This window comes from Proteus appendicitidis (assembly GCF_030271835.1).
GTDB classification, from domain to species: Bacteria; Pseudomonadota; Gammaproteobacteria; order Enterobacterales; family Enterobacteriaceae; genus Proteus; species Proteus appendicitidis.
Genome location: NZ_CP127389.1, coordinates 2,643,588 through 2,669,398 on the forward strand (window position 1 = coordinate 2,643,588; position 25,811 = coordinate 2,669,398).

Annotated in this window: 22 protein-coding genes; 5 read left to right on the forward strand and 17 right to left on the reverse strand. The window is 40.2% G+C overall.

Annotation, left to right across the window (positions count from 1 at the left end; translation table 11 throughout):
- Positions 1-13: 13 nt before the first annotated feature.
- The 8 genes from nuoH to hexA form a co-directional block, all read right to left on the reverse strand.
- Positions 14-991: an NADH-quinone oxidoreductase subunit NuoH gene (gene nuoH, locus QQS39_RS12460; RefSeq protein ID WP_006533300.1), complete on the reverse strand. Its 978-nt coding sequence runs from the start codon at positions 989-991 to the stop codon at positions 14-16.
- On the reverse strand, positions 991-3,723 hold the full coding sequence (gene nuoG, locus QQS39_RS12465) for an NADH-quinone oxidoreductase subunit NuoG (protein WP_151435571.1): 2,733 nt from the start codon (positions 3,721-3,723) through the stop codon (positions 991-993). Before nuoG ends, nuoH begins: the two co-directional genes overlap by 1 nt.
- Positions 3,724-3,776: 53 nt before the next feature.
- Complete coding sequence (nuoF, locus tag QQS39_RS12470) at positions 3,777-5,141, reverse strand: NADH-quinone oxidoreductase subunit NuoF (RefSeq protein WP_151435572.1); 1,365 nt, start codon at positions 5,139-5,141, stop codon at positions 3,777-3,779.
- Positions 5,138-5,683, reverse strand: coding sequence for an NADH-quinone oxidoreductase subunit NuoE (nuoE, locus tag QQS39_RS12475; RefSeq protein WP_006533305.1), 546 nt, complete (start codon positions 5,681-5,683; stop codon positions 5,138-5,140). Before nuoE ends, nuoF begins: the two co-directional genes overlap by 4 nt.
- 2 nt (positions 5,684-5,685) lie before the next feature.
- Positions 5,686-7,482: an NADH-quinone oxidoreductase subunit C/D gene (gene nuoC / locus QQS39_RS12480; protein ID WP_099073806.1), complete on the reverse strand. Its 1,797-nt coding sequence runs from the start codon at positions 7,480-7,482 to the stop codon at positions 5,686-5,688.
- 76 nt (positions 7,483-7,558) lie between these two features.
- Complete coding sequence (locus QQS39_RS12485; RefSeq protein ID WP_004243697.1) at positions 7,559-8,233, reverse strand: NuoB/complex I 20 kDa subunit family protein; 675 nt, start codon at positions 8,231-8,233, stop codon at positions 7,559-7,561.
- A gap of 17 nt (positions 8,234-8,250) precedes the next feature.
- Positions 8,251-8,703, reverse strand: a complete 453-nt coding sequence (locus QQS39_RS12490; protein WP_036912633.1) for an NADH-quinone oxidoreductase subunit A — start codon at positions 8,701-8,703, stop codon at positions 8,251-8,253.
- An 800-nt stretch (positions 8,704-9,503) separates the two neighbouring features.
- Positions 9,504-10,421: a transcriptional regulator HexA gene (gene hexA / locus QQS39_RS12495; RefSeq protein ID WP_151435573.1), complete on the reverse strand. Its 918-nt coding sequence runs from the start codon at positions 10,419-10,421 to the stop codon at positions 9,504-9,506.
- 860 nt (positions 10,422-11,281) lie between these two features.
- Here hexA and QQS39_RS12500 point away from each other — a divergent pair.
- Positions 11,282-12,496 carry a pyridoxal phosphate-dependent aminotransferase gene (locus QQS39_RS12500; protein WP_151435574.1) on the forward strand — a complete coding sequence of 405 codons (1,215 nt, stop codon included), beginning with the start codon at positions 11,282-11,284 and terminating at the stop codon, positions 12,494-12,496.
- A gap of 134 nt (positions 12,497-12,630) precedes the next feature.
- The gene (yfbR, locus tag QQS39_RS12505) at positions 12,631-13,212 is read left to right on the forward strand and encodes a 5'-deoxynucleotidase (protein WP_099073803.1); all 582 of its coding nucleotides are present in this window, start codon (positions 12,631-12,633) and stop codon (positions 13,210-13,212) included.
- A gap of 50 nt (positions 13,213-13,262) precedes the next feature.
- On the opposite strand, the gene QQS39_RS12510 is transcribed toward yfbR, so the two are convergent.
- From QQS39_RS12510 to yfbV, 5 genes are all read right to left on the reverse strand, one after another.
- Positions 13,263-13,763, reverse strand: coding sequence for a hypothetical protein (locus QQS39_RS12510; protein WP_285804644.1), 501 nt, complete (start codon positions 13,761-13,763; stop codon positions 13,263-13,265).
- Between the two features lie 184 nt (positions 13,764-13,947).
- Positions 13,948-15,777 (reverse strand): SLC13 family permease, encoded by a 1,830-nt coding sequence (locus QQS39_RS12515; protein WP_151435577.1) that lies wholly within the window; start codon positions 15,775-15,777, stop codon positions 13,948-13,950.
- Between the two features lie 109 nt (positions 15,778-15,886).
- A complete protein-coding gene (locus QQS39_RS12520) occupies positions 15,887-16,549 on the reverse strand; it encodes a sugar phosphatase (RefSeq protein WP_285804645.1) in 663 nt (220 codons plus the stop codon).
- Between the two features lie 53 nt (positions 16,550-16,602).
- Positions 16,603-17,097 (reverse strand): YfbU family protein, encoded by a 495-nt coding sequence (locus tag QQS39_RS12525; RefSeq protein ID WP_151436756.1) that lies wholly within the window; start codon positions 17,095-17,097, stop codon positions 16,603-16,605.
- A gap of 139 nt (positions 17,098-17,236) precedes the next feature.
- Positions 17,237-17,692 carry a terminus macrodomain insulation protein YfbV gene (gene yfbV, locus QQS39_RS12530; protein ID WP_069367978.1) on the reverse strand — a complete coding sequence of 152 codons (456 nt, stop codon included), beginning with the start codon at positions 17,690-17,692 and terminating at the stop codon, positions 17,237-17,239.
- Between the two features lie 392 nt (positions 17,693-18,084).
- Here yfbV and ackA point away from each other — a divergent pair, with 392 nt between their 5' ends.
- The 3 genes from ackA to QQS39_RS12545 all read left to right on the forward strand — a co-directional run bounded on the left by ackA (position 18,085) and on the right by QQS39_RS12545 (position 22,061).
- Positions 18,085-19,287, forward strand: coding sequence for an acetate kinase (ackA, locus tag QQS39_RS12535; protein WP_023581716.1), 1,203 nt, complete (start codon positions 18,085-18,087; stop codon positions 19,285-19,287).
- A 77-nt stretch (positions 19,288-19,364) separates the two neighbouring features.
- Positions 19,365-21,509, forward strand: a complete 2,145-nt coding sequence (pta, locus tag QQS39_RS12540) for a phosphate acetyltransferase (protein WP_151435579.1) — start codon at positions 19,365-19,367, stop codon at positions 21,507-21,509.
- Between the two features lie 408 nt (positions 21,510-21,917).
- Positions 21,918-22,061, forward strand: coding sequence for a Hok/Gef family protein (locus QQS39_RS12545; RefSeq protein WP_099073797.1), 144 nt, complete (start codon positions 21,918-21,920; stop codon positions 22,059-22,061).
- 72 nt (positions 22,062-22,133) lie between these two features.
- Here QQS39_RS12545 and alr read toward each other — a convergent pair whose 3' ends face one another.
- The 4 genes from alr to QQS39_RS12565 form a co-directional block, all read right to left on the reverse strand.
- Positions 22,134-23,357, reverse strand: coding sequence for an alanine racemase (gene alr / locus QQS39_RS12550; RefSeq protein WP_285804646.1), 1,224 nt, complete (start codon positions 23,355-23,357; stop codon positions 22,134-22,136).
- A 205-nt stretch (positions 23,358-23,562) separates the two neighbouring features.
- Complete coding sequence (gene ulaA, locus QQS39_RS12555; protein ID WP_099073795.1) at positions 23,563-24,819, reverse strand: PTS ascorbate transporter subunit IIC; 1,257 nt, start codon at positions 24,817-24,819, stop codon at positions 23,563-23,565.
- Positions 24,820-24,829: 10 nt separating this feature from the next.
- Positions 24,830-25,117: a PTS sugar transporter subunit IIB gene (locus QQS39_RS12560; protein ID WP_069367973.1), complete on the reverse strand. Its 288-nt coding sequence runs from the start codon at positions 25,115-25,117 to the stop codon at positions 24,830-24,832.
- A gap of 29 nt (positions 25,118-25,146) precedes the next feature.
- Positions 25,147-25,590, reverse strand: coding sequence for a PTS sugar transporter subunit IIA (locus QQS39_RS12565; protein WP_098942351.1), 444 nt, complete (start codon positions 25,588-25,590; stop codon positions 25,147-25,149).
- Between the last annotated feature and the right edge of the window lie 221 nt (positions 25,591-25,811).

Sequence of the window (25,811 nt, forward strand, 5' to 3'; positions counted from 1 at the left end):
GTTCAATCACCCCTTATTGAGCGTTGTAAAGTATCACTGCAGCAGTAACCAGCAGATTAATAAGCGTTAACGGTAAGCAAATTTTCCAACCAAAAGACATCACTTGGTCGTAGCGCGGACGCGGCAACGATGCACGGATAAGGATAAACATCATCATGAAGAATCCTGTTTTCAGTGCGAACCAAATAAATGACGGTAAGAAAGGTCCTTGCCAACCACCGAAGAATAACGTCACGATAAGACCTGATACCGCAACAATACCGATATATTCACCCACAAAGAACAAACCGAATTTCATACCGGAATATTCAATATGATAACCATCAGCCAATTCTTGCTCTGCTTCTGGTTGGTCAAATGGATGACGGTGACAAACAGCAACCCCAGCAATCGCAAACGTAATAAAGCCAAAGAATTGTGGGATGACATTCCACATATTTGCTTGTGAGTTTACGATGTCAGTCAGGTTAAAAGAGCCAGCTTGTGCAACAACACCTAAGATTGAAAGCCCTAAGAACACTTCATAACTTACGGTTTGTGCTGATGCACGCATTGCACCTAACAGGGAATATTTGTTATTACTTGACCATCCTGCAAATAACACGGCATACACCGCAATACCTGCAACCATCAAGAAGAACAAAATACCGATGTTTAAGTCAGCAACAACCCATGTTGAGCTAACAGGTACAATCGCAAATGACAGCAGTAAAGATGAAAACGCAATCACTGGTGCAATGGTGAAGATAAAGCGGTCAGCAAATTTCGGGATCCAGTCCTCTTTAAAGAACATTTTGATCATATCCGCAATTAGCTGTGCTGAACCTGCATAACCTACACGGTTAGGCCCATAACGGTTTTGGAATAAACCCAGTAAACGACGTTCCCCCATACTCATAAAAGCACCACAAGTGACCACGACAAGCAAGATCACGACGGCTTTTAATACGGTGAGTAAAATCTCTGTAACTTCAGGAGATAACCAGCTCATTATGCAATACCCCGCAGTTGACGAACCGATACACCCACCAGCGATGGAGAAATACCTGCCATACCTAACGGCAAGCCAATTTGACCTTGAGTCAGGTGAGCACTGATTTTCACAGGTAAGGTGAATTCACGGCCTTCGTAAATAAACATCGCTTGCTGACCTTGAGTTAACGCTAATGCTTGGGCATCAGATTCACTCAATGTTAAATAAGCGGTTTCCATACGAGATTGAATAACTTCAGCGCGTTGTGATAACTCTTCACTACCAAATAAACGGTAGCAAGGCGCGACAGTCCATTGATTTTTCTGTGCATTAAATGGCGCAGGAATATCAGTGAAGTAGCCAAGTGTATTATCACCACATTCGATTAAACGCACACCCGGATCGCCAAAGCGTAAGCTGCCACCCACTTCTGCTTGGAATTTATTCCATGCTTGAGGGGAGTTCCAACCCGGCGCCCATGCAAATGGAATTTGCTGACGAGGTGCTGTTGGGCTGTTATTACCTTCCATTGAGAACGCAAATGGGGTGTCGATATCTTTCGGTTGACGCTGTTCATGAACAGACACATTCGCCAACATAGAAGTACGACCACTATAACGATGAGGTTCACGGGCCAGTTTCTGTCCACGAATACGGAATGAGGCATTCGGTGCCGCATCAACAATGCCAGCAAACTGAGGAAGACGAGTTGCACAATGCTCAATAACATTGTCTAACTGTGTCCAATCCAGCGTTCTTTCATGCCATTGTGAATCAACAGCACTCAACCAACGCCAGCTTTCATGCATCACTACGTCTTTGTTATAGAAAGAAGGTTCGAAAACTTGGAAGTAACGTTGCGCTCTGCCTTCTTGGCTCACCATTGTTCCATCACTTTCAGCGAATGAAGACGCTGGGAGAACAAGATGTGCTTTCGCCATAATGTCTGTTTGCTGGTGGTCGATAACAATTAAGTTATCTACTTTCGCAATCGCATCATCAATCACATCGGCATCATAATGACGATATAAATCGTTTTCCATGACAACAACGGTGTTAGCTTGACCACTGCGCATCATTTTTAATGCATCATCAAGTGGCTGAGCATTCATCATGGCAAGACCCATGCTGTTTGCATCATCAGCAACAAAAGAAAGCCCTACGTCATTACCTTTTGCTTTTAATGCAAAAGCAATGTTTGCGGCGGCTTTGATAACGTCTTCGCTACCCGCATGGCTACCACTGATAATTAATGGTTTTTTCGCTTGAGAAAGTGCTTGAACAACCATTTCAATATGTTTATTCAGCGCTTCATCAATACCATCAACAGCGGGTGCATCACCGTTAATGTTATTTGCAATCGCAAAGCCTAAACGAGCTTGATCAACAACCGGTGCGCGATAGCTCCATGCAGCAACATCATCAAGGCGAGTTTCATCAACATGAGTAACAAACAGCGGATATTTTGCACGTTGCCCGATATTCATAATCGCAGCAATTTGCCAGTCAGCTACTTTTTGAGCGGCTGCCATTTCACGCGCTTTACCTTTCACAGCCTGACGTACAGACAATGCCATACGAGCGCCTGTTTGTGTTAAATCTTCACCTAACACTAAAACCGCATCGTAATTTTCAATTTCACGCAGAGATGGAGTATGAACGCCACCTTTTTGTAAAATATCTAACATTAACGTCAGTCGTTTTTGCTCTGATGCAGAGATACCGCTATAGAAGTTTTCAGCGCCAACAACTTCACGTAATGCGAAGTTACTTTCAATGCTTGCACGCGGGGAACCAATACCCACGATACGCTGGCTTTTCTTCAGCATATCCGCAGCAGCTTGAGTCGCTTGAACAGCGTTAATTTCTAACCAGTTACTGCCTAAACGTTTTTTAGGCTGACGAGGTCTGCTTGCTAAATTCACATAGCCATAGCCAAAACGACCACGGTCACAAAGGAAATAGCGGTTTACAGTTCCGTTATAACGGTTTTCAATACGACGTAATTCGCCATAGCGCTCACCCGGGCTTGTGTTACAACCCATGCTACAACCTTGGCAAATACTTGGTGCAAACTGCATATCCCACTTACGGTTATAACGTGATGAGTGAGTTTTATCAGTAAATACACCGGTCGGACAAATTTCGACCAAGTTACCCGAGAATTCGCTCTCTAATGTGCCATCTTCAACACGTCCAAAGAACACGTTGTTATGCGCACCAAAGACGCCGAGATCAGTACCATCAGCATAATCTTTGTAGTAACGAACACAGCGGTAACAAGCAATACAACGGTTCATTTCGTGAGAAATAAACGGTCCCAGATCTTGGTTTCTATGTGTACGCTTAGTAAAGCGATAGCGACGCATAGTGTGACCTGTCATTACCGTCATATCTTGAAGGTGGCAGTTCCCCCCTTCTTCACAAACTGGACAGTCATGAGGATGGTTTGTCATATACCATTCAACAACGCTTTCACGGAATTTCTTCGCTTCTTCGTCATCGATAGAGATAAACGTGCCATCAGTCGCTGGTGTCATACAAGACATCACTAAACGACCGCGGGTATCCTCAGCATTTTGATATTGCTTAACCGCACACTGGCGGCAAGCGCCAACGCTTCCTAGCGCTGGATGCCAGCAAAAATAAGGAATATCTAAGCCTAAATTAAGACAGGCTTCTAACAGGTTATCAGCCCCGTTAACTTCATATTCTTTGCCGTCTACATGAATCGTAGCCATAGTCAGCATGCTTCCCAAAGGCCTGCACAGCAGGCGTTAAACCTAGAATGTGTCGTGAAAAATTACCAGCGGCTTTTCAGCAAGTTAGGCTGAATACCTCTGATCAAGTTGGCATTGGTATAATCTTCTTGAATAATGCCAGCCTCAAATTCTTCACGGAAATATTTAATGGCGCTTTGTAAAGGTTCTACTGCACCCGGTGCATGCGCACAGAATGTGTGTCCCGGACTTAAAGAACGACATAAATGTTCAAGGGTTTCGATATCACCAGGACGACCTTTACCGTTTTCTATCGCACGTAAGATTTCGACACTCCATGGCAAGCCATCACGACAAGGTGTACACCAGCCACAAGATTCACGAGCAAAGAACTCTTCTAAGTTGCGGGTTAATGAAACCATATTAATTTCATTATCTACCGCCATCGCAAGTGCGGTACCTAAACGGCTACCTGCTTTTGCAATCGTGCCAAAATCCATTGGGAGATCGAGGTGATCTTCTGTTAAGAAGTCAGTACCTGCACCACCCGGTTGCCATGCTTTCAGCTTAAGACCATCACGCATACCACCTGCGTAATCTTCAAGGATCTCGCGCGCTGTTGTACCAAATGGTAATTCCCATAAGCCCGGATATTTCACGCGACCTGAGAATCCCATTAATTTAGTACCCGCATCTGGGCTTTTGCCTTCACTTAAGCCGATATACCAATCTTTACCGTGTTCAATAATCGCTGGCACGTTACACAGTGTTTCAACGTTATTGACACAAGTTGGTTTACCCCATGCACCTGATGTTGCAGGGAATGGAGGTTTAGAGCGCGGGTTAGCACGACGACCTTCTAAGGAGTTGATTAATGCTGTCTCTTCACCACAGATGTAACGACCTGCACCTGTGTGAACAAACAGTTCAAAATCAATGCCTGAACCGAAGATATTTTTACCCAGAAAGCCTGCTGCCTTTGCTTCTTCAATAGCATGGCGCAGATTCTTAGCCGCTTCGATATATTCGCCACGAAGGAAAATATAGCCACGGTAAGCTTTCAGTGCGTGAGCGCCGATAATCATCCCTTCAATTAACAGATGTGGAAGCTCTTCCATTAAGAGACGGTCTTTATAAGTACCCGGCTCCATTTCATCTGCGTTACAAAGGATGTAACGGATATTCATGCTTTCATCTTTTGGCATCAGGCTCCATTTCAAGCCTGTTGAGAATCCAGCACCACCACGACCTTTTAGGCCAGCATCTTTAACTTGGGTTGTTACCTCTTCTGGTGCCATCCCTTTCAATGCTTTTTCTGCCGCTTTATAACCGTTTTTAGCACGGTATTCATCCAGCCATACAGGCTGACGATCATCACGTAAGCGCCACGTTAGCGGGTGCGTTTCTGCGCTACGAATAATCGGTTTTGCTCCTGAAATTGCTGTCATGGATACTGCTCCAGTAACGTTTCAATCTCTTCAGGTTTAACAAAGCTGTGAGTATCGTCATCTACCATCATAGTAGGACCTTTATCACAATTACCTAAACAGCAGGTTGGCAGTAACGTAAAGCGACCATCTGGTGTTGTTTGACCAGGAATGATATTAAGGTGCTTTTCAATCGCTGCCTGAATGCCTTGATAACCTGTAATATGACAAACCACGCTGTCACAAAAACGAATGATGTGACGGCCAACGGGTTGACGGAAAATTTGGCTATAGAACGTAGCAACGCCTTCAACATCGCTTGCTGGGATCCCAAGAACATCCGCAATCGCATAGATTGCGCCATCTTCAACCCAACCACGGTTCTTTTGCACAATTTTCAGTGCTTCAATAGAGGCTGCACGAGGATCTTCGTAATGATGTTTTTCTTGTTCAATTTCAGCACGTTCTTCTTCAGTTAAAACAAACGTTGCTTTCTTTGAATGTGTTACATCGACGATTTCGATCTGCACAGCATCATCTTTTTGGTTTAATTCATTTTGCATGATTAACGATCCACATCCGACATTACAAAATCAATACTTCCCAGATACACAATCAAGTCAGAAACCAGACTACCGCGGATAACCGCTGGGATTTGTTGCAAGTGAGCAAAGCTTGGCGTACGAATACGCGTACGGTAGCTCATTGTGCTGCCATCACTGGTTAAGTAATAGCTGTTGATCCCTTTCGTGGCTTCAACCATCTGGAATGATTCATTAGCAGGCATAACAGGACCCCATGAAACCTGTAAGAAGTGGTTAATCATGGTTTCGATATGCTGTAATGTGCGCTCTTTTGGTGGCGGTGTTGTCAGTGGATGGTCTGCTTTAAATGGCCCTTCTGGCATATTTTTATAGCATTGTTCCAGAATACGTAAGCTTTGGCGTAGTTCTTCTACTTTCAGCATTACGCGGTCATAACAGTCACCATTACTTGCAACCGGGATTTCAAATTCAAAGTTTTCATAACCTGAATATGGACGCCATTTACGGACGTCAAACTCAACACCTGTTGCACGAAGACCAGCACCTGTTACACCCCACTCTAATGCTTCTTTTGAGTTATAAGAGGCAACACCAATAGTACGACCTTTCAAGATACTGTTTTGCAGAGCCGCTTTTACGTAAGAATCAAGACGTTTTGGCATCCAATCTAAGAATTCACGTAATAAGCGCTCCCAACCGCGTGGTAAGTCATGAGCAACACCACCGATACGGAACCATGCCGGGTGCATACGGAATCCAGTAATCGCTTCAACGATGTTGTAAACTTTCTGACGGTCAGTAAAGGCAAAGAACACCGGTGTCATTGCACCAACGTCTTGGATAAAGGTACTGATATACAGTAAGTGGCTATTAATACGGAATAGCTCTGACAGCATGACACGAATGACTTTAACGCGTTCAGGCACTTCAATACCGGCAAGTTTTTCCACTGCAAGTACATAAGGCATTTCGTTAACGCATCCGCCGAGGTATTCGATTCGGTCTGTGTATGGGATATAGCTGTGCCAAGATTGGCGCTCACCCATTTTTTCAGCACCACGGTGGTGATAACCCACGTCAGGCACACAGTCAACGATTTCCTCGCCATCAAGCTGAAGAATAATACGGAATGCACCGTGAGATGATGGATGGTTAGGACCAAGGTTTAAGAACATAAAGTCCTCATTCTCAGTACCGCGTTTCATCCCCCACTCTTCAGGTTTGAATGTCAGCGATTCCATTTCCAGATCCTGTTTCTGCTTGGTCAGCACATAAGGATCGAACTCTGTCGCACGAGCAGGATAGTCTTTACGCAGTGGATGACCTTCCCAATCAGGAAGCATCATAATACGGCGTAAATTTGGATGCCCATTAAAGACAATCCCAAACATATCCCAGACTTCACGCTCATACCAATTCGAGTTAGGAAAGAGAGATGTGATAGTCGGAACATTAAGATCATTTTCACTTAATGCGACTTTCAACATAATATCTTTATTACGATCGATTGATATCAGATGATAGAAAACGGAAAAGTCTGCTGCTGGCAAGCCTTGACGATGCGTACGAAGACGCTCATCAAAACCATGCATATCAAACAGCATGACATAAGGTTTTGGTAAAGATTTGAGGTATAGCATTACCTCAATGAGTTGTTCCCGTTTAACCCAAACAACTGGCATGCCAGTACGAGTAGGCTGGAACGTAAACGCATCGGGTCCAAATTTCTGACGTAGTTCATTAACCACCTGATCATCAATATGATCGGTCGTTTCCCACGCTGGCCGAGCGCCTTTTTGCGCTATCTGATCGGTCATTTCTATTCACCACAACTTTGATCAGGGTTACTATGATCGCAACACATTGCTCTGGTTACGTCTTAGGCAAAAGCCTTTAAATTTCGTCAGGAGTACGCAGGTTTTTCACTGCGATACGTTCACCGTGTTTTCTTTCTCGTTCTGATTGCATATTAGCACGGTAAACGCCTTGGTCGCCGACAACCCATGATAATGGGCGACGTTCTTTACCAATGGACTCTTGTAATAACATGAGTGCTTGCATATAAGCTTCAGGGCGTGGCGGACATCCAGGAATATACACATCAACTGGAATGAACTTATCCACACCTTGCACTACTGAATAAATATCGTACATACCACCAGAGTTTGCACATGCCCCCATAGAGATAACCCATTTAGGCTCTAACATCTGATCATATAAACGTTGAATAACAGGTGCCATCTTAGTAAAGCAAGTACCCGCAACCACCATAAAGTCAGCTTGACGAGGTGATGCACGTAATACTTCTGAACCAAAACGAGCCACGTCATGCACAGCCGTAAATGACGTCACCATTTCAACGTAACAACAGGAAAGACCAAAGTTATATGGCCATAAAGAGTTTTTCCGTCCCCAGTTCACAACATCATGCAATGCATGTTCCAGTTTTCCCATATACACGCTGCGATGAACGTGAGCATCTAATGGGTCGCTGACAATTTCCTGTGATTGAAGGGGATAACGGTCATTCTCACCATTCGGATCTATGCGGGTGAGTGTATAATCCATTTCTAATGCCTCGCTTATTACTGCTGCGGATGTTTGCCGCTGGTTAATCGAACATGGCTTTTACTCGCGGTTTCACGACGAGAACGAACAGGCGTCCAATCTAATGCGCCTATACGAACCAAATAGAATAATCCAGCTAATAAAATAGCGATGAAGACTGATGCTTCAATAAAGCCTAACCAGCCAACTTCACGAACGGAAACAGCCCAGGCATAAAGAAACAGTGCTTCAACATCGAAAATAACGAAAAACATGGCAACTAAATAGAATTTAGCTGACATGCGCAGACGAGCGCTGCCAACAGAATCAAGACCAGATTCATAAGGAACATGCTTTGCCCTTGCCTGTGCGCGTCCGCCTAAATAGCGGGCGCCCAACAACATGAGCGAACATAACCCCAATGCGCCTATGAGGAAGACAGCAAATGCCCAATGATGGGCGATAACTTCGGTGGTTGTAGACATACTCATTGCTTACTCATCAAAGGTGGTGTCAATTAACCAACTCTTATCCGGCGGTTTACACCACATTTCTAATTACGAAAAAAAAGGCGAATTAAAAAGACTTGCTAATTAAATAAATAATAACAGTCTATTTATACCTTTCTTATTTTTTGGAAAACTTTGCGACAAATCACTCAGTTTTCCATCGCGATTTAACAAATTTAACACTCATTTTTAACACTCAATTACTGGCTAATGCTAAAACGTGTCAGTTAACCGACAAACTTTATGCTAACACGCTTAGTCTAACCGATAATTCGATTTTACTACACCAGTATCTCAGGAAAAACCTGATTCAACACAGGCAAATGTGCCTTATTTTCTTGATCAAACTCACAAAATAGTCGAAAAAATACTTAATCAGTTTAAAATTTATCCAAATTTTAACAAATTAACTTTCTAATATTGTGGAGGAGGTCAAATATCCGCTTAGATTTACTTTTTTATTCTCTTAAAACCTAGACAATCTTTTTATTTGTTAACAAATCCTACAAGTGATTAACCAAGGGGGAAGGTAAACATTTTTTTAACAAGCAGTTAAGAGAGTGATGGAATGAAATGTCACAATGATAAATACATAAAACAGCATAATTATTAACATAGTGTTACTATTTCAAAAGATGGTAATAAAAAAACGGGAACAAATGCGCTTCATTGCATCTATTCCCGTTTATCATTATTCATCACTATCTAGCTTTATTTGACGTTTTTTTAATCTTTAATTTTTGTGTTTTAACGCTAAAAAATCCACACAATAATTAATGTGATTATTCAAGTTCAGTAGAGCTAATATCTTCAGATGCAGTGACGGTATAAGGTGTTTTCTTGTTTTCAATCGCATTGAATACCGTTAACACCGCTTCATTTTGTTCATCAGTATTACGATACAGCCAGTATTGTGTTTCAGGTAAACGAGGTAACCCTTCGCTTTCGCCTAAAATACGTAAATCGGCATTTTGCATTTCAAGTGGGCGCGCAGTAATACCCACTTCTGCATTAACTGCGGCACGAACAGCAGATAAAGAAGCGGCTTCATAAGCAATACGCCATTGAATTCCAGCGTCATCTAACGTGTTTGTCGCTAATTGACGGAAGGGGTTCGTTTCATCCATTACAACTAAAGGAATAGGTTCATTCATTTGTAATTGGAAATCTGGCGCACAATGCCATAGCACTGGTGCAGTACGTAATGCTGTACGTGGGTGATGACCAATACGTGCTGTTGTTAATGCTAAATCAATTTCATGATTATCTAGCATTGTTTCAATATATTGAGAACGCTTAATGCGAACATCAACAGCTAAACGTGGATACACTGATGCGATACGATTTAATAAAAACGGTAATAAAGTATCAACAGAGTCATCAGAAGCACCAATACGTAGCTCCCCTTCTGCATCGCTATACGTTAATGATGCCGTTGCATCATCATTAGCACGCAGAATTTGACGAGCATAACCTAACAGTTGTAGACCATGCTCTGTTAAAAGTTTATTACGACCATGGCGGGCAAAAAGCTCTCTACCAACCAATTGCTCTAAACGTTGCATCTGCTGACTCACAGCAGATTGGGTTCGACATACAGCAGCAGCGGCTGCTGCAAAAGTGTTCAAATCTGCTACAGCTACAAACGTTCTAAGCAGATCGAGGTCGAGATTCATTATCGGACGATTTGCATTAATCATTGTTTATTCTTCACTTATTTTTGATTTTTAAATTACATATACCTGGTGTTTTTTATCAAAAGTCTAAAAAAGACTTCCGATTCAGACAGTACTCTACTCTGAAAAGGAGAGCAAAGACATACCGAATACTTTACATTTGTTTCTTATCGTTTACACCTCCTAGATAGAAAGGAATTGCATCTTTTTGTAACAAATTAAATTTTATTATCATTTCAAGCATTCACAAGAAAGAACTGTATACTGTCATCACAAGTTAGACTTAGATCATACTATATTGCTTTCTCATTCATAAATTTTAACATTTTGAAAATAATTCAAATTATCTTAACTATGCATTCAAGTTTAAGTATCTTCCCCTATAAATTAAATTTAAGATTTAAATTTAATTTATACTTAAACTAGTTGATTGCTATAGAATAAAGTAGATTTAACCATATTATTTGAAAATTTAATATATTAAGTCAGATAATACAAATCCGATAAAATTATTCAATAATTGATTATGCAACATTTCATCTACCTCTCTATCACACCAACTTATTTCTAATCACCACACTAAAAAGCACCTTTTCAATAGAACAATAGTCCAGATTATTTATTGAAACTGAAACATAATACCACCATAAGTAATATAATCAGTCATCAAAATAACATTCTAAGAATAAACTGACCTTTTACACCAAAAATTACCTAGCATCTTCAAAAGTTTGTAACGTAAGAGTAGAGTGATAGAACAGTTATTTGCTGGGACAGCCTTTTCATTTGTATCTTTCTATATGAATAGCAATCGGTGATAAATATCGCTAAGTCGCCATAATCACAATAAAGATACGAGTCAGACCCTATTAGGTAAACGCGCTATGAATCAGATTAAAAAATCAAACAAACTCGAACATGTCTGTTACGACATTAGAGGTCCGGTTTTGCAAGAAGCAAAACGTCTGGAAGAAGAAGGTAACAAAGTTTTAAAACTCAATATTGGTAACCCGGCACCTTTTGGCTTTGAAGCACCTGATGAAATTTTAGTGGATGTGATCCGCAATCTACCAAGCTCTCAGGGTTATAGTGACTCCAAAGGTCTGTTTTCTGCGCGTAAAGCTATCATGCAGCATTATCAAGCCCGTGATATGCGAGATATCACGGTTGAAGACATTTATATTGGTAACGGTGTTTCCGAGTTAATCGTACAAGCAATGCAAGCCTTATTGAATAATGGCGATGAAATGCTAGTACCTGCGCCTGATTATCCTTTATGGACTGCCGCAGTTTCTCTTTCGGGAGGAAATGCCGTTCACTATATGTGTGATGAGCAACAAGGTTGGTTCCCTGATTTAGATGATATCCGCAGTAAAATTACAAAAAACACCCGCGGCATTGTTATTATCAACCCAAACAATCCAACGGGCGCGGTATATAGCAAAGATATTCTGATGGAAATCGTTGAAATAGCTCGTCAGCATGACCTGATTATCTTTGCAGATGAGATCTACGATAAAATTCTCTATGATGATGCAGAGCATCACTCTATTGCTGCAATGGCACCGGATTTATTAACCGTCACTTTTAATGGTTTATCAAAAACCTATCGTGTTGCTGGTTTTCGTCAAGGTTGGATGGTACTAAACGGCCCTAAAAAACATGCTAAAAGCTATATTGAAGGCTTGAATATGTTAGCGTCAATGCGTTTATGCGCTAACGTTCCGATGCAACATGCCATTCAAACAGCATTAGGTGGCTATCAAAGTATTAGTGAATTTATCCTACCGGGTGGTCGTTTATACGAGCAACGTAATCGAGCTTGGGAACTGATCAATCAAATTCCAGGTGTTTCTTGCGTTAAGCCAATGGGCGCACTTTATATGTTCCCTAAAATTGACTTAAATCGCTACAGTATTAAAGACGATCAGAAAATGATCCTTGATTTATTACTGCAAGAAAAAGTGCTATTAGTACAAGGTACTGCCTTTAACTGGCCATACCCAGACCATTTCCGTATCGTTACCCTTCCTCGTGAAGATGATTTAGATATGGCAATTCAAAAATTTGGTCGTTTTATCGTGGGTTATCACCAATAAGACTTATCAAATCAAAATAAAACGCAGTATAACAATCAGTTATATTGCGTTTTTTATTTTCTTTTTTATTGACGTTTACATCTGTTAATTATCCACTCACAATAATCACTTCAATCACGCAATTGGGAGATATTATGAGTTACTTTTTTGCCCACCTTTCTCGCTTAAAACTCATTACTCGTTGGCCTTTAATGCGTAACATTCGCCAAGAAAATGTGTCTGAACACAGTTTACAAGTGGCTTTTGTTGCCCATGCCTTAGCGGTGATTAAAAATCGTAAATTTGATGGCAATGTCAATGCCGAACGAATTGCATTACAAGCGATGTATCATGATGCCAGCGAAGTGATCACCGGTGATATGCCAACCCCCATTAAATATCACAATCCGCAGATTGCCCATGAATATAAAAAAATAGAAAAATATGCACAGCAAAAATTAATTGAAATGCTACCTGAAGAGTTACAAGATGATTTTCGTCCGCTGATCGATGAACAATTACATAGTGAAGAAGAAACCTTTATTGTTAAGCAAGCAGATAGTCTGTGCGCTTATTTAAAATGTCTTGAAGAGTTAGCCGCAGGCAATAGCGAATTTAATCTGGCTAAAAATCGGTTAGAAAAGACACTAGCAGAAAGACATAGCCCAGAAATGGACTATTTTATAAAGGTGTTTGTACCAGGATTTAGTTTATCGCTTGATGAGATTAGTGAATAAAAAATAAGTGGGTTATTTAAATAACCCACTCTGTTATTTATTATAAAAGTTTAATATGAATTATTAATGCTTGCGATTTTTTGAAAAGAGGCAAAGGTTATTGAATTACTATTTCTTTCACCTGTATCCATATTACTCTTCAATTTCAGTAATTCATCAATATTATAAATAGGTTCATCTTTCAAAAAATAACTGGTATCTTCTCGAATGCTACTATTATTATTTACGTCTGATTTTTGATTAATAATTTCTTGGCTATCTTTAATAGTTTTAGTTAATACCTTACGTCTTTTTCTATTACTTAAATTTCTTAACTCTTCTCTCTCTTTTAATCTTTCATCAATATCTTTTTTTTCATTTTTTATCATTTCTAGATCGACATTATAAATGTCTTCACTTTTAGTTTCTTTAGTTTTAAAAAGATTAGTAATACTATTTTTAATACTACTAATACTAGATGCTAATTTTGAAAAAATTGATTTACTTTTTTCATTAGAACCTATACCAACAACGTTTCCACTATTGTTAACGACTTGAAATGTAATAGCCATAATTATCTCTTTATCTATAAATAAATGTATAGATAAAGAATACACTTTTAATTGAAAGTAATTTTCAAAAAACACACACCCATAGATATGTCGCATACATCAAATAAAAAACATCGCCCAATAAATAAAAAACGCTGTTTATTAATTAACAAACAGCGTTTCAGCAAAACAAAAGTATTAATATTTAGAATGGGAATAATAGCGGGATCAGGAAGACACTAATCAACATCACAATAACCGTAAATGGCACACCAATCTTCATAAAGTCGGCAAACTTATAGCCACCCGGCTCCAGGATCAGCGTATTAACAGGCGATGAAACTGGCGTCATAAATGCTGCGGATGCTGCAACACCTATCACCATTGCAAATGGTAGTGGAGAAACATTCATTTGGTTAGCCGCAGCTATAGCAATTGGTGCCATTAATACCGCCGTTGCCGTATTGGAAATAAATAACCCAATTGATGCACAAAGTATAAATAAACACACCAACATCACTTGAGGACCAGCACTACCCGCAACATCCATTAAACCATTAACAATAAGCTCTATACCGCCTGTTTTTTGTAATGCGGCTGCAAAAGGCATCATACCGACAATTAAAATAATACTTGGCCAATGAATAGAGCGATAAGCACTTTCCATATCAATACAACGGAATTTACCCATTAATAAACAGGCAATAAGTGCCGCAATAAAGTTAGGTACTTCATTTGTCACCATTAACGCCACCATTAATGCTAACGAAAACAATGCATGAGGAGCTTGGGATGAAGCAGGGGCAACAGTTTCAATTTCTGCGGCTAAATTTAGCACAATAAAATTACGTGGTTTCGTCGAAAGAATACGGATTAATTTCCAATCACCAATCACCAATAACACATCACCAAGACGTAATGGCTCATCGACAATTTTACCCGGCAAGGCGCTTCCTTCACGACGAATAGCAACCACGTTTAGTCCATAACGGGTACGAAATTTAATTTCTCTTAATGATTTGCCTAATAATTCGGAATCAGGATTCATGGATACTTCAGCAAGCCCTACATCACGAGATTGTTCAGAAAAATATTCACCTCGCAATACCATTGGCTCTAATAGCTGTTCACGGCAAAACTCACGTAAATCGACATCACTGGCTGACATATCAACTAATAAAACATCACGCTCTCTTAATTCAGTGCCACCGGTTGCACTAACCATAACACGCCGAAACCGCCTCCAGCGTTCAATACCGACAACGTTTGCACCATAACGAGAACGTAAGTGTAATTCATCAAGTGAATGACCAACTAGCGGAGAACCTTTACGAATGGCTAAACGACGAGCGCGCCCCGCTAACTGATAATCACGAATAAGATCACGGAAAGTACGACGATAAGCTTCTTTTTGTTTACCATTATCGTTATTTCCTAGCCACCGACGTACCACCAGCATATAAAGGATACCTGCAAATAATACAGCAATACCTATAGGCGTAATGGAGAAAAACTGAAAACTCGGTAAGCCTTCTCTGACTAATTCACTATTAACAACCATATTAGGTGGTGTTGCCACTAAGGTCATTAATCCACTAATCAGCCCCGCAAAACCTAACGGCATCATTAAACGACCCGGCGATGTTTTCATTCGAGCAGCAACACTCAATACAACAGGAATAAAGATAGCGACAACGCCTGTCGAACTCATGAAAGCACCTAAACTTGCAACGCATATCATTAATAGCACAAGCATTTTAACTTCACTGCTACCCGCGACACGAACTAGCCAGTCACCCATTTGATAAGCCACACCGGTTCTCACTAACCCTTCGCCAATAACAAAAAGGGCAGCAATCAGTAATACGTTAGGATCGCTAAACCCTACCGTGGCTTCATTTAATGAGAGAGTACCGCTAAGAACGAATGCGATGATGACAAGTAAAGCGACCACATCCATGCGGATTTTGTTGGTCGTAAAAAGGACAATAGCTATCAATAGCAGGCTTAAAACCCATAATAATTCGCTATTCAAAATGGCCTCGATCAGCAATAAGTGAAAACAGTTTAAGACATCAATTCACTACATTGATAAGTAGACCATTTTTACAACAATAAGTCTTCTAATATGATCAAAGAAAAGACTATCTTTTGTGCGTAATTATCACTTTTTCAGCTTGCTTCTCGATTTGAATATCATTTAAAGAATCAATAATTAAATGAATCTCATTACGACGAGGAAGGGAAAGAGGAGCATGAACGGCAACGACTTGGCATCCCGCATCTAAACCAGAGTAAATACCCGCTGCTGCATCTTCAAAAACCACACAATCTTGTGGTAATAAACCCAATTTTTTGGCACCTAAAAGATAAGGCTCTGGATCCGGTTTACCTTTGCTAATACATTCCGCGGTAACCCAATGCTTAGGTTCAGGAATGCCCGTAACAGATTGACGCGTCGAGGCAATAGGAACCGTACCTGATGTGACAATCGCCCAAGGAATATTTAAGTCATTAAGGTGATTAATCAACTCAATAGCACCCGGAAGCGGCGCTAAACCTTCTGTTTGTGTTGACTCTAATTTTTCTAACCAACGAAACGTTTCTGTTATCTCTTGTTCGGTTGCATTAGGCATAAAATGGCGAATCGACTCAATGGCAGGCTTTCCGTGGATGTAGTCGTTAATCTCTTGTGTTGATACACCGACACGCTCACCAAATAGCGCCCAACAATGTTCAACAACGGGTAATGAATCAACTAATGTTCCATCTAAATCAAACAGAAAACCTTTACATGTGATTGCCATATTTTATGCCTACCTTTACCTTACAGTGATGCGTTAACTATTATGTACTGCGATTACGCATTAAGTATTTGTTGGATTTCAACGGTGCTAAGGTGATACTGGCGAGGGCATGCTAACCAAACAGCAAGCATTCTTTGGTATTTTTCCCACATTGGTGTTTGAGAGTTAAAACCATGACTGCCACTATCAAAATGTGTATAACGCCCTTCTGTATTCACCATAAAACGCACATAGCTAAGATAGCGAGATTCTGTCGCTGCATCAAAGCCTATAAATGCGACACGGCGAGCATCTGGCATTTCTTGTTCTTTTAAGTTATCACGAGAAACTTGCAGTGCATGGTACATTTCCATGACGTTAATAATGGTACGGCAAGTCTCTTCTGACATTTCATCGAAATCACGGTCAAGTTCACGTAATTGTAATCCATAACCGCGTTCAATAATTGTCTGATAGCGACGATAACGTTCAGCGTTATCAGGATCCATCATAGTCATCATTTTATACTGATTAGAGAGGATCAAGCGTTGTGCGTGTGTCATTTCCATCATTAATTCTCCAAAGAAATTATTGGAAGGATCATGTCATTAATCAAAAGTATTGAGTAGTGCTAACTACGCGTTTTTTGATCTCAACGGGGTAATTCAGATGACAATCATGACAAACGAAGAAGGTAGAACAAATGTTCTACACATCATCAAGAAAAGAACGATCCAGTTGCTTAAAAGCACGTTTTAATAAATGGGCTAAAGAAAGGTAAGTCGGTGTTTGTTCAACAGGCGCTAAAGCGATACCTGCTTCTTCAAATTTCTCCCGAATTTCATAAAACCAGCGTAATAATGTTGCAGGAAGTGGCGTTGCTGCACGCTTACCTAACCACCATAATCCTTGCATTGGCAAGCTACAAGCAAAGAGCGCGGTTGTAATTGCTGGCCCCAAATTACCACCCAATGCGATTTGCCATGTCATTGTAAAAATGGCGATAGGTGGCATATAACGAATACCAAAGCGAGTTGCTTTGACAATACGATTTTCAGGGAAAACAGGCGCTAACTGCTTTTCAACCGGCCAGGTTTTTAAATACTCGTTACCCAAACGAAGCTTCTTAAAAAAGCCGGGGGGAGTCACTGTCGGTTCGCTCATAATGACCTCAATCAATTTCTTCTGTAACTTTTAAAAAATATCTATAAAGAATAAAAATCTTTTAGTAGAATTAAGTATATTTTGTCTTTGTTGCCTTTACTCTGTATCCTGTGCCCATTCTAAAGGTTTGTGGCAATAAAGCGCTATATTTTGTTTGCCGGCGTGATTTTCAACCCTTTTCGACGATTTTAACGCGAAAAGTTAATGGGTGAATAAAAATCGTCCAATTAATGATTGGCAACTATAATTAGCATCAAGTTTTTTACTTTAAGCATGATGCGCGTCATTAATGTCATCATAGGAATGCGATAGGCTTTTATGATTGACGTTTTATTAACCACCGTCTTTATAATATAAAAGACACTACGACAACAAGATAAATAGGTAATTCCATGTCAAGTAAGCTGGTGCTGGTACTGAACTGCGGTAGTTCTTCTCTTAAATTTGCAATTATCAACCCAGAAAATGGTGAAGAATTCCTGTCAGGTTTGGCTGAATGCTTCAACCTTCCTGAAGCCCGCCTGAAGTGGAAAATGGATGGCCAGAAACACGAAGCTGCGTTAGGCGCAGGTGCTGCTCATAGCGAAGCATTAAACTTTATCGTAAATACTATTCTGGCTCAAAAACCAGAACTTTCTGCACAAATCGCGTCTATTGGTCACCGTATTGTTCATGGTGGCGAGAAATTCACTAAATCTGTCGTGATCACTGACGAAGTTATCAAAGGTATTGAAGCAGCTATCCCATTTGCACCATTGCATAACCCAGCTCACCTTATTGGTATTGAAGAAGCGCGTAAAGCATTCCCTCACTTAATTGAAAAAATGGTTGCTGTTTTTGACACGGCTTTCCATCAAACAATGCCAGAAGAAGCTTATTTGTATGCTCTGCCATACAGCTTATATAAAGATCACAGCATCCGTCGTTATGGTGCTCACGGAACTAGCCATTTCTACGTTTCTCGTGAAGCCGCTAAAATGTTAAACAAACCTGTTGATGAACTGAACGTAATCACTTGCCACTTAGGTAATGGTGGTTCTGTTTCTGCTGTCGTTAACGGTAAATGTGTTGATACTTCTATGGGTCTGACTCCATTAGAAGGTTTAGTAATGGGTACTCGTAGTGGTGATATCGATCCTGCTATCGTGTTCCATTTACACGACACTTTAGGTATGAGCGTTGAAGACATCAACAAACTGCTGACTAAAGAATCAGGTCTGTTAGGTTTAACCGAAGTCACTAGTGACTGCCGTTATGTTGAAGATAACTACGACACTAAAGCAGACGCTAAACGTGCAATGGACGTTTACTGCCATCGCTTAGCGAAATACATCGGTTCTTACTGCGCACTGATGGAAGGTCGTTTAGACGCTATTATCTTCACTGGTGGTATCGGTGAAAATGCAGCAATGGTACGTGAATTATCTCTGAAAAAACTGGCTCTGTTAGGTTTTGAAGTTGATCATCAACGTAACTTAGATGCACGTTTCGGTAAATCAGGCACTATCACTACCGATAACAGCCGTCTTGCTGTTGTTATCCCAACTAACGAAGAGTTAGTTATCGCTCAGGACGCAAGTCGCCTGACCGCTTAAGTTCTTTGATGTACTGCCAGTGTAATGCTGGCAGTACTGTTTTACATAACGAGCAACCGATATTTAAAGAGGTTTCCGTGTCCCGTACAATTATGTTAGTCCCAACTGATACACGCGTAGGTTTAACCAGCGTCAGCTTGGGTGTTATCCGTTCTATGGAACAAAAAGGCGTTAGCCTTAGCGTGTTCAAACCAATTGCACAACCTCGTGTAAAAGGTGCTTTAGACCAGACAACTGCGATTATCCGCTCTCACTCCACTATTCAATCATCAGAACCTTTAAACATGGATTATGTTGAGTCTCTACTCAGCTCAAACCAAAAAGATGTTTTGATGGAAGAAATTGTTGCTAGATACCATGAAAATACCGCTGATGCAGAAGTTATTCTCATCGAAGGTCTGGTACCTATGCGTAAGCACCCTTTTGCACAATCATTAAACTATGAAATTGCAAAAACATTAGGCGCTGAAATTGTTTTCGTTACTGCATTAGGTAACAACACTGTTGAACAGCTAAAAGAGCGTATCGAATTTGCGCGTGCTGAATTCGGCGGTGTAAAAAACCAAAATATCACAGGCGTTATTGTTAACAAACTAAATGCGCCAGTTGATGATCAAGGCCGTACTCGCCCTGACTTATCTGAAATCTTTGATGATTCAAGTAAAGCGATTATCTCTAATGTCGATTTAAAAACCATCGAAAAAAATAGCCCACTGCCTTTACTGGGTTGTATTCCATGGAACTTCGATTTAATCGCTACTCGTGCAACAGATATGGCAAAACACTTAAATGCGACTATCGTCAATAAAGGCGATATTGAAACCCGTCGTATTAAATCTGTCACTTTCTGCGCCCGTAGTATTCCACACATGTTAGAGCATTTCCGTCCTGGTTCACTTTTAGTGACATCAGCGGATCGCCCTGATGTATTAGTTTCAGCATGCCTTGCAGCAATGAATGGTGTTGAAATTGGTGCGATCTTACTGACAGGTGGTTACCAAATCGATGCACCAATCAAACAACTTTGTGAACGTGCATTCGAAACTGGCTTACCAATCTTTATGGTTAATGCGAACACTTGGCAGACTTCTTTAAATCTGCAAAGCTTTAGCTTAGAAGTTCCTGCTGATGACCATGAACGTATTGAAAAAATTCAGAACTATGTTGCTCAACATATCAATACACAATGGATTGATTCACTGACAGCTAACTCTGAACGCCCTAACCGTTTATCACCACCAGCATTCCGTTATCAATTAACAGAATTAGCGCGTAAAGCGAAAAAACGTATCGTTTTACCAGAAGGTGATGAGCCACGTACTGTTAAAGCAGCAGCAATTTGTGCTGAACGTGGTATCGCAACTTGCGTGCTGTTAGGTGACCCAGAAGAAATTCGTCGCGTAGCAACTGCTCAAGGTGTTGAATTAGGTACAGGTATTGAGTTAGTCAATCCTAAAGAAGTCCGTGAAATCTATGTGCCTCGCCTAGTTGAACTGCGTAAAAACAAAGGTATGACAGAGGTTGTTGCTCGCGAACAGTTAGAAGATAACGTTGTTCTCGGCACATTAATGCTGGAAAAAAGCGAAGTAGATGGCCTAGTTTCTGGTGCTGTTCATACAACCGCAAACACTATTCGCCCACCACTACAGTTAATCAAAACTGCTCCAGGTAGCTCATTAGTGTCTTCTGTGTTCTTTATGCTGTTACCTGAGCAAGTTTATGTTTATGGTGACTGTGCAATTAACCCAGATCCAACAGCAGAACAACTGGCTGAAATCGCAATTCAATCTGCAGATTCTGCAATTGCATTCGGTATCGACCCTCGCGTTGCGATGATCTCTTACTCTACGGGTAACTCTGGTGCAGGTAGTGACGTAGAAAAAGTCCGTGAAGCGACTCGTTTAGCACAAGAAAAACGCCCTGATCTGATGATTGATGGTCCTTTACAATACGACGCGGCTGTTATGGCTGACGTTGCTAAATCTAAAGCACCAAATTCACCAGTTGCAGGTAAAGCGACTGTGTTTATCTTCCCTGATCTGAACACAGGTAACACCACTTATAAAGCGGTACAACGTTCAGCTGACTTGGTTTCAATCGGACCAATGTTACAAGGTATGCGTAAACCAGTAAATGACCTTTCTCGTGGTGCATTAGTGGACGATATCGTCTACACCGTTGCGTTGACTGCAATCCAAGCAAGCCAACAAGAAAACGCATAATTACTGAAGTTTACTTCAAGTAAAGCAACGCCAGATGATTGATTTCATCTGGCGTTTTTTATTCTACAGATTTCTTATTTGACTAAAATTCGAGGCAGTCTCAAAGCAGACAACTTGATTCTGTCTCCTTTATAAAGGAGTGTCAAGAGACATTCCGCATATAAACACCAGATACAAAAACAATTAACATATTGATTTTACTTGTTTATTTATATTATTTTTATGCGAAAAAAGATAGGAATGAGGTGAATTTCTGTTAGTATGCAGGTGGGTGCTTGGATCATTTTGGTTCAAGCATTTGCGAGCGCCAAAAAGACGAAAGCCCCGAATTTTACTTTACTAAAATCCGAGGCAGTCTCAAACCACACAACTTGATTCTGTCTCCTTTATAAAGGAGTGTCAAGAGAAATGGCTAAATTTGCCCTGATGGGGCTGATTGCTGTCTGTATGACAGCACTGTGTTTATCATTACTTAAACATGAAAGATTATGCTCTTTCAATATTCGTAGTGGTCATACAGTAGTTCAAGCGACTTTATCTTGCGATAAATAGCTTTGTGGGGGAACTCTCCCCCACAATTTCTCAAACAGGTTGTTGTGTTTTGTGGTTACCAAGCACCCTACTTTAATCCACTAATATCCGTTGATTGGTTGCACCCCATAAAATCGACATTTCTGTAAACAGTGCACCACTAATATCTTCAACTTCTTCTGCCGTAATTTCGCTATTGCCTTGCTTACCAAAGAATACGACTTCATCCCCTGATTTGATATTTTTAAGATCTGTAATATCAACAATCACCGTATTCATTGACGTTTTACCTAAAACAGGCACACGTTGACCACCGATTAAGGCATGTCCAGCATTACTAAAAACTCGACGATAGCCATCTGCATAACCAACAGGAATATTAGCTAATACCGAGTCACGTTTTAGTGTGTAAGTTCGATCATAACCAACAGTATTACCTTTAGGATAATAATTAATTGAAGCAATGGTCGATTTAAACGTCATAACACGTTTGTAATCTGTACTTGCGATGGTATCGCCATAGAAAATTCCGCCTACACGCACCATATCTAACCATGATCCAGGCACGGTAATTGTGGCAAACGTATTTGCCATATGCAGAGTAATGTCTTTACGATTTAACCCTGTAACATCCAATACTTTTTGTGATTGCTGTTTAAAACGAGCAAGATCTTCTTTTACTTTATCAGCATCTTCTTCAGGATAATGAGACATAATGCCAACCACTTTAAGGTTAGTTAATTGAGCAATTTGCTTCGCCTCTTCAAGCCCTACTGCGTTACTAACTTCTAATCCATTACGAGACATTCCACCTGAATTTAAGGCAAGATGAATAGGGATCACTTTATTTTGTTGTTTAGCAATGGCATCTAATTTTTTAGCCATATCTAAGTTACCAATCAATTCTTCCACGTTATAGCTTGTTGCCTGAGCCATTTCTTGCTCGGTGGCATTACGTACACGCATTAAACGGCCTTGGAATCCTAGATCACGAACTTCTTTTAGCTCTTGGTTATTCGTTACACCAATACATTGCACATTATTTTCAATCATAATAGGTGCAACTAATGATAAATCATGACCATACGCATCACCTTTTAAAATGGCGCAAAGAGAGGATTTATCACCTAAAAGTGATTGTACTTTCTTCACATTAAAGTCAAGCGCACTACGTGAAATTTCAATCCATGAGTTATTCACAATGGCAGGTTGAACCTGAGCTGTTTGAACCGCAGATGGATTGTGATTAACCGGTTGTTGGCAAGCAGTGATAACAAAAAGTGGTAACAACGCAAGATATCGAATACCAAAAGACATCTTCTTTTTTCCTTAGTGATTGTGATGTAAACCTATTTTTATAATTAATTAGGTACGAAAATATACACACAGTGAATATTCAATCAGGATAATAGCATTATTATTCACAAAATAAACATATAAATTCATATAAAAATTTTTGTAAAAAAACGCCCCAATGAATTAGTTTCAATGGGGCGTTTATGTATCTTAATTTTTAAAACAATCAGCGAACAATAATACCTAACAATATACCGATAACACCAAAGTCTGCATCACTAAATGTGGTATTAGCAATACCGATATCGCCCAGTACTGGTAATAGGAATACAGGTAAGAAGGTAATTAATAAACCTTGAACGAATGCGCCTAAAATCGCACCACGGCGTCCACCCGTTGCATTACCAAACACCCCTGCGGTTGCCCCCACAAAGAAGTGAGGAACAACACCCGGAATGATCACAGTCCAATCTAAGGCATACAGAATAAACATGCCAATAACACCTGCGGCAAAGCTACTTAAAAAGCCCACTAATACCGCATTGGGTGCATAAGGGAATACAACTGGGCAATCTAAAGCGGGTTTGGCATTAGGCACTAATTTATCTGAAATACCTTTAAATGCAGGAACGATTTCAGCAATAACCATACGCACACCTTGCAGAATAATATAAACACCAGCTGCAAAGGTTATAGATTGCATCAATGAGAACATAAACCAGTTTTTACCACCACTGACTTCACGAACAAAAGCATCGCCCGCGAATAAACAGGTAATGATAAAAATAATTCCCATCGTAAAGGCGATGGCAACAGGCGTATCACGTAAAAATAGTAAACTTTTAGGTACATTCATCTCTTCTGTTGAATGTTCTTTATTACCAAATTTACTGCCAATAAAGCCAGCAACGACATAAGAAATCGTGGAGAAGTGCCCTAATGCAACATCATCAGAACCAGTAATTTTTTTCATATAAGGATGGGCAATGGCAGGGAAAAACACCATTGAAATCCCAACAACTAACGAACCTACCGCAACTAATACTGTGCCTTCTAAGCCTGCTGTTGCCAAAATAACCGCCACCATCATCGACATAAATAATGTATGGTGACCAGTTAAGAAAATAAATTTCCATGGCGTTAAGCGTGCAATTAAGATATTGATCAACATGGCAAAAAACATAATTAATGCCATCTCTTTACCAAAGCTTTTTTGTGCAATAGAGACAATCGCCTCATTATTAGGCACAACGCCTTGAATACCGAATGCATGTTGGAAAATCGTTGAGAAATCACCCAGTGAGTTAATAACAAGACCTGCACCAGCACCTAAAATCACAAAACCCATAATGGTTTTTACGGTGCCTTTAATACATTCTGTAACTGGTTTTTTTTGGGCAATTAAACCAATCAATGCGATCAAACCGACTAAAATAGCAGGCTCTGAAAGCACATCACTCATTAGAAAGCGGAAAAAGTCCATGATAGGCTCCTTATAACGCGCCTAATTCACGTAATGCGACCGAAAGCTTCTCTTTCATCGCCACTTTATCAATCATGTTATCCAGTGAAACAACCTTTCCATTTACCGCTTGTGAATTGAGTTGCTCTGCAATATCACGAGTACCAACATAGATATCACTTGGAGTACCTTTTGCTGATCCCAGATCAACATGATCGACTTCTGCATTCACAGAAAGATCTTTTAGGATACTTTTGATGCTCATTTCCATCATTAAGCTACTACCTAAACCATTTCCACACACAACAGTAATTTTCATGATATTCCCCTTGGTAATTTAAATTGTCTTTAATAGTTGTTGATAACGGCTAATACATCCGCTTTGCTTTTTGCATTAAATAGCTTTTGAATATCTGTATCGTTATCAAAAAGTTCAGCTAATTTTACAATGGCATTAATATGGCTATCGTTATCTGTTGCAGCCAAAACAATCAATAATTTCACCGGATCGTTTTCATCTGCACCAAACTCAACACCTTGCTCAACAATAGTTAAAGCAAGTGAAAGTTGATTAACACCATCTTCGGGACGCGCATGAGGCATCGCAATTCCAGGACCTAATACATAATATGGCCCTATTTTCTCGTGTGATTTGTAAATAGCGTCGATATAACGAGGTTCAATACAACCTTTATCAATTAATGGCTGACACGCCACTTTAACGGCTTCTCGCCAATCGCTAACGTTTGGAACCACTTGTACCACATCTGGTGTTAATAACGTTTTAAGCATACTTGTAACCTCAATAAGACTCTCTTTGAGCTTCGTTATTAAGGATAGTAATCATTAATGGTAGCGCTATCTAGATAGATCATTCGTAATTGTGATAGCGCTATCATTTTAATGAAATGTTAATTGCAGAAAATGCCAACAATTGACACTGTATTGTTTCAGCATAATAAGAAGATTTCAGGTAGGATCTGCGGTTAATAAAATAGGCTAAGCAAGCATAA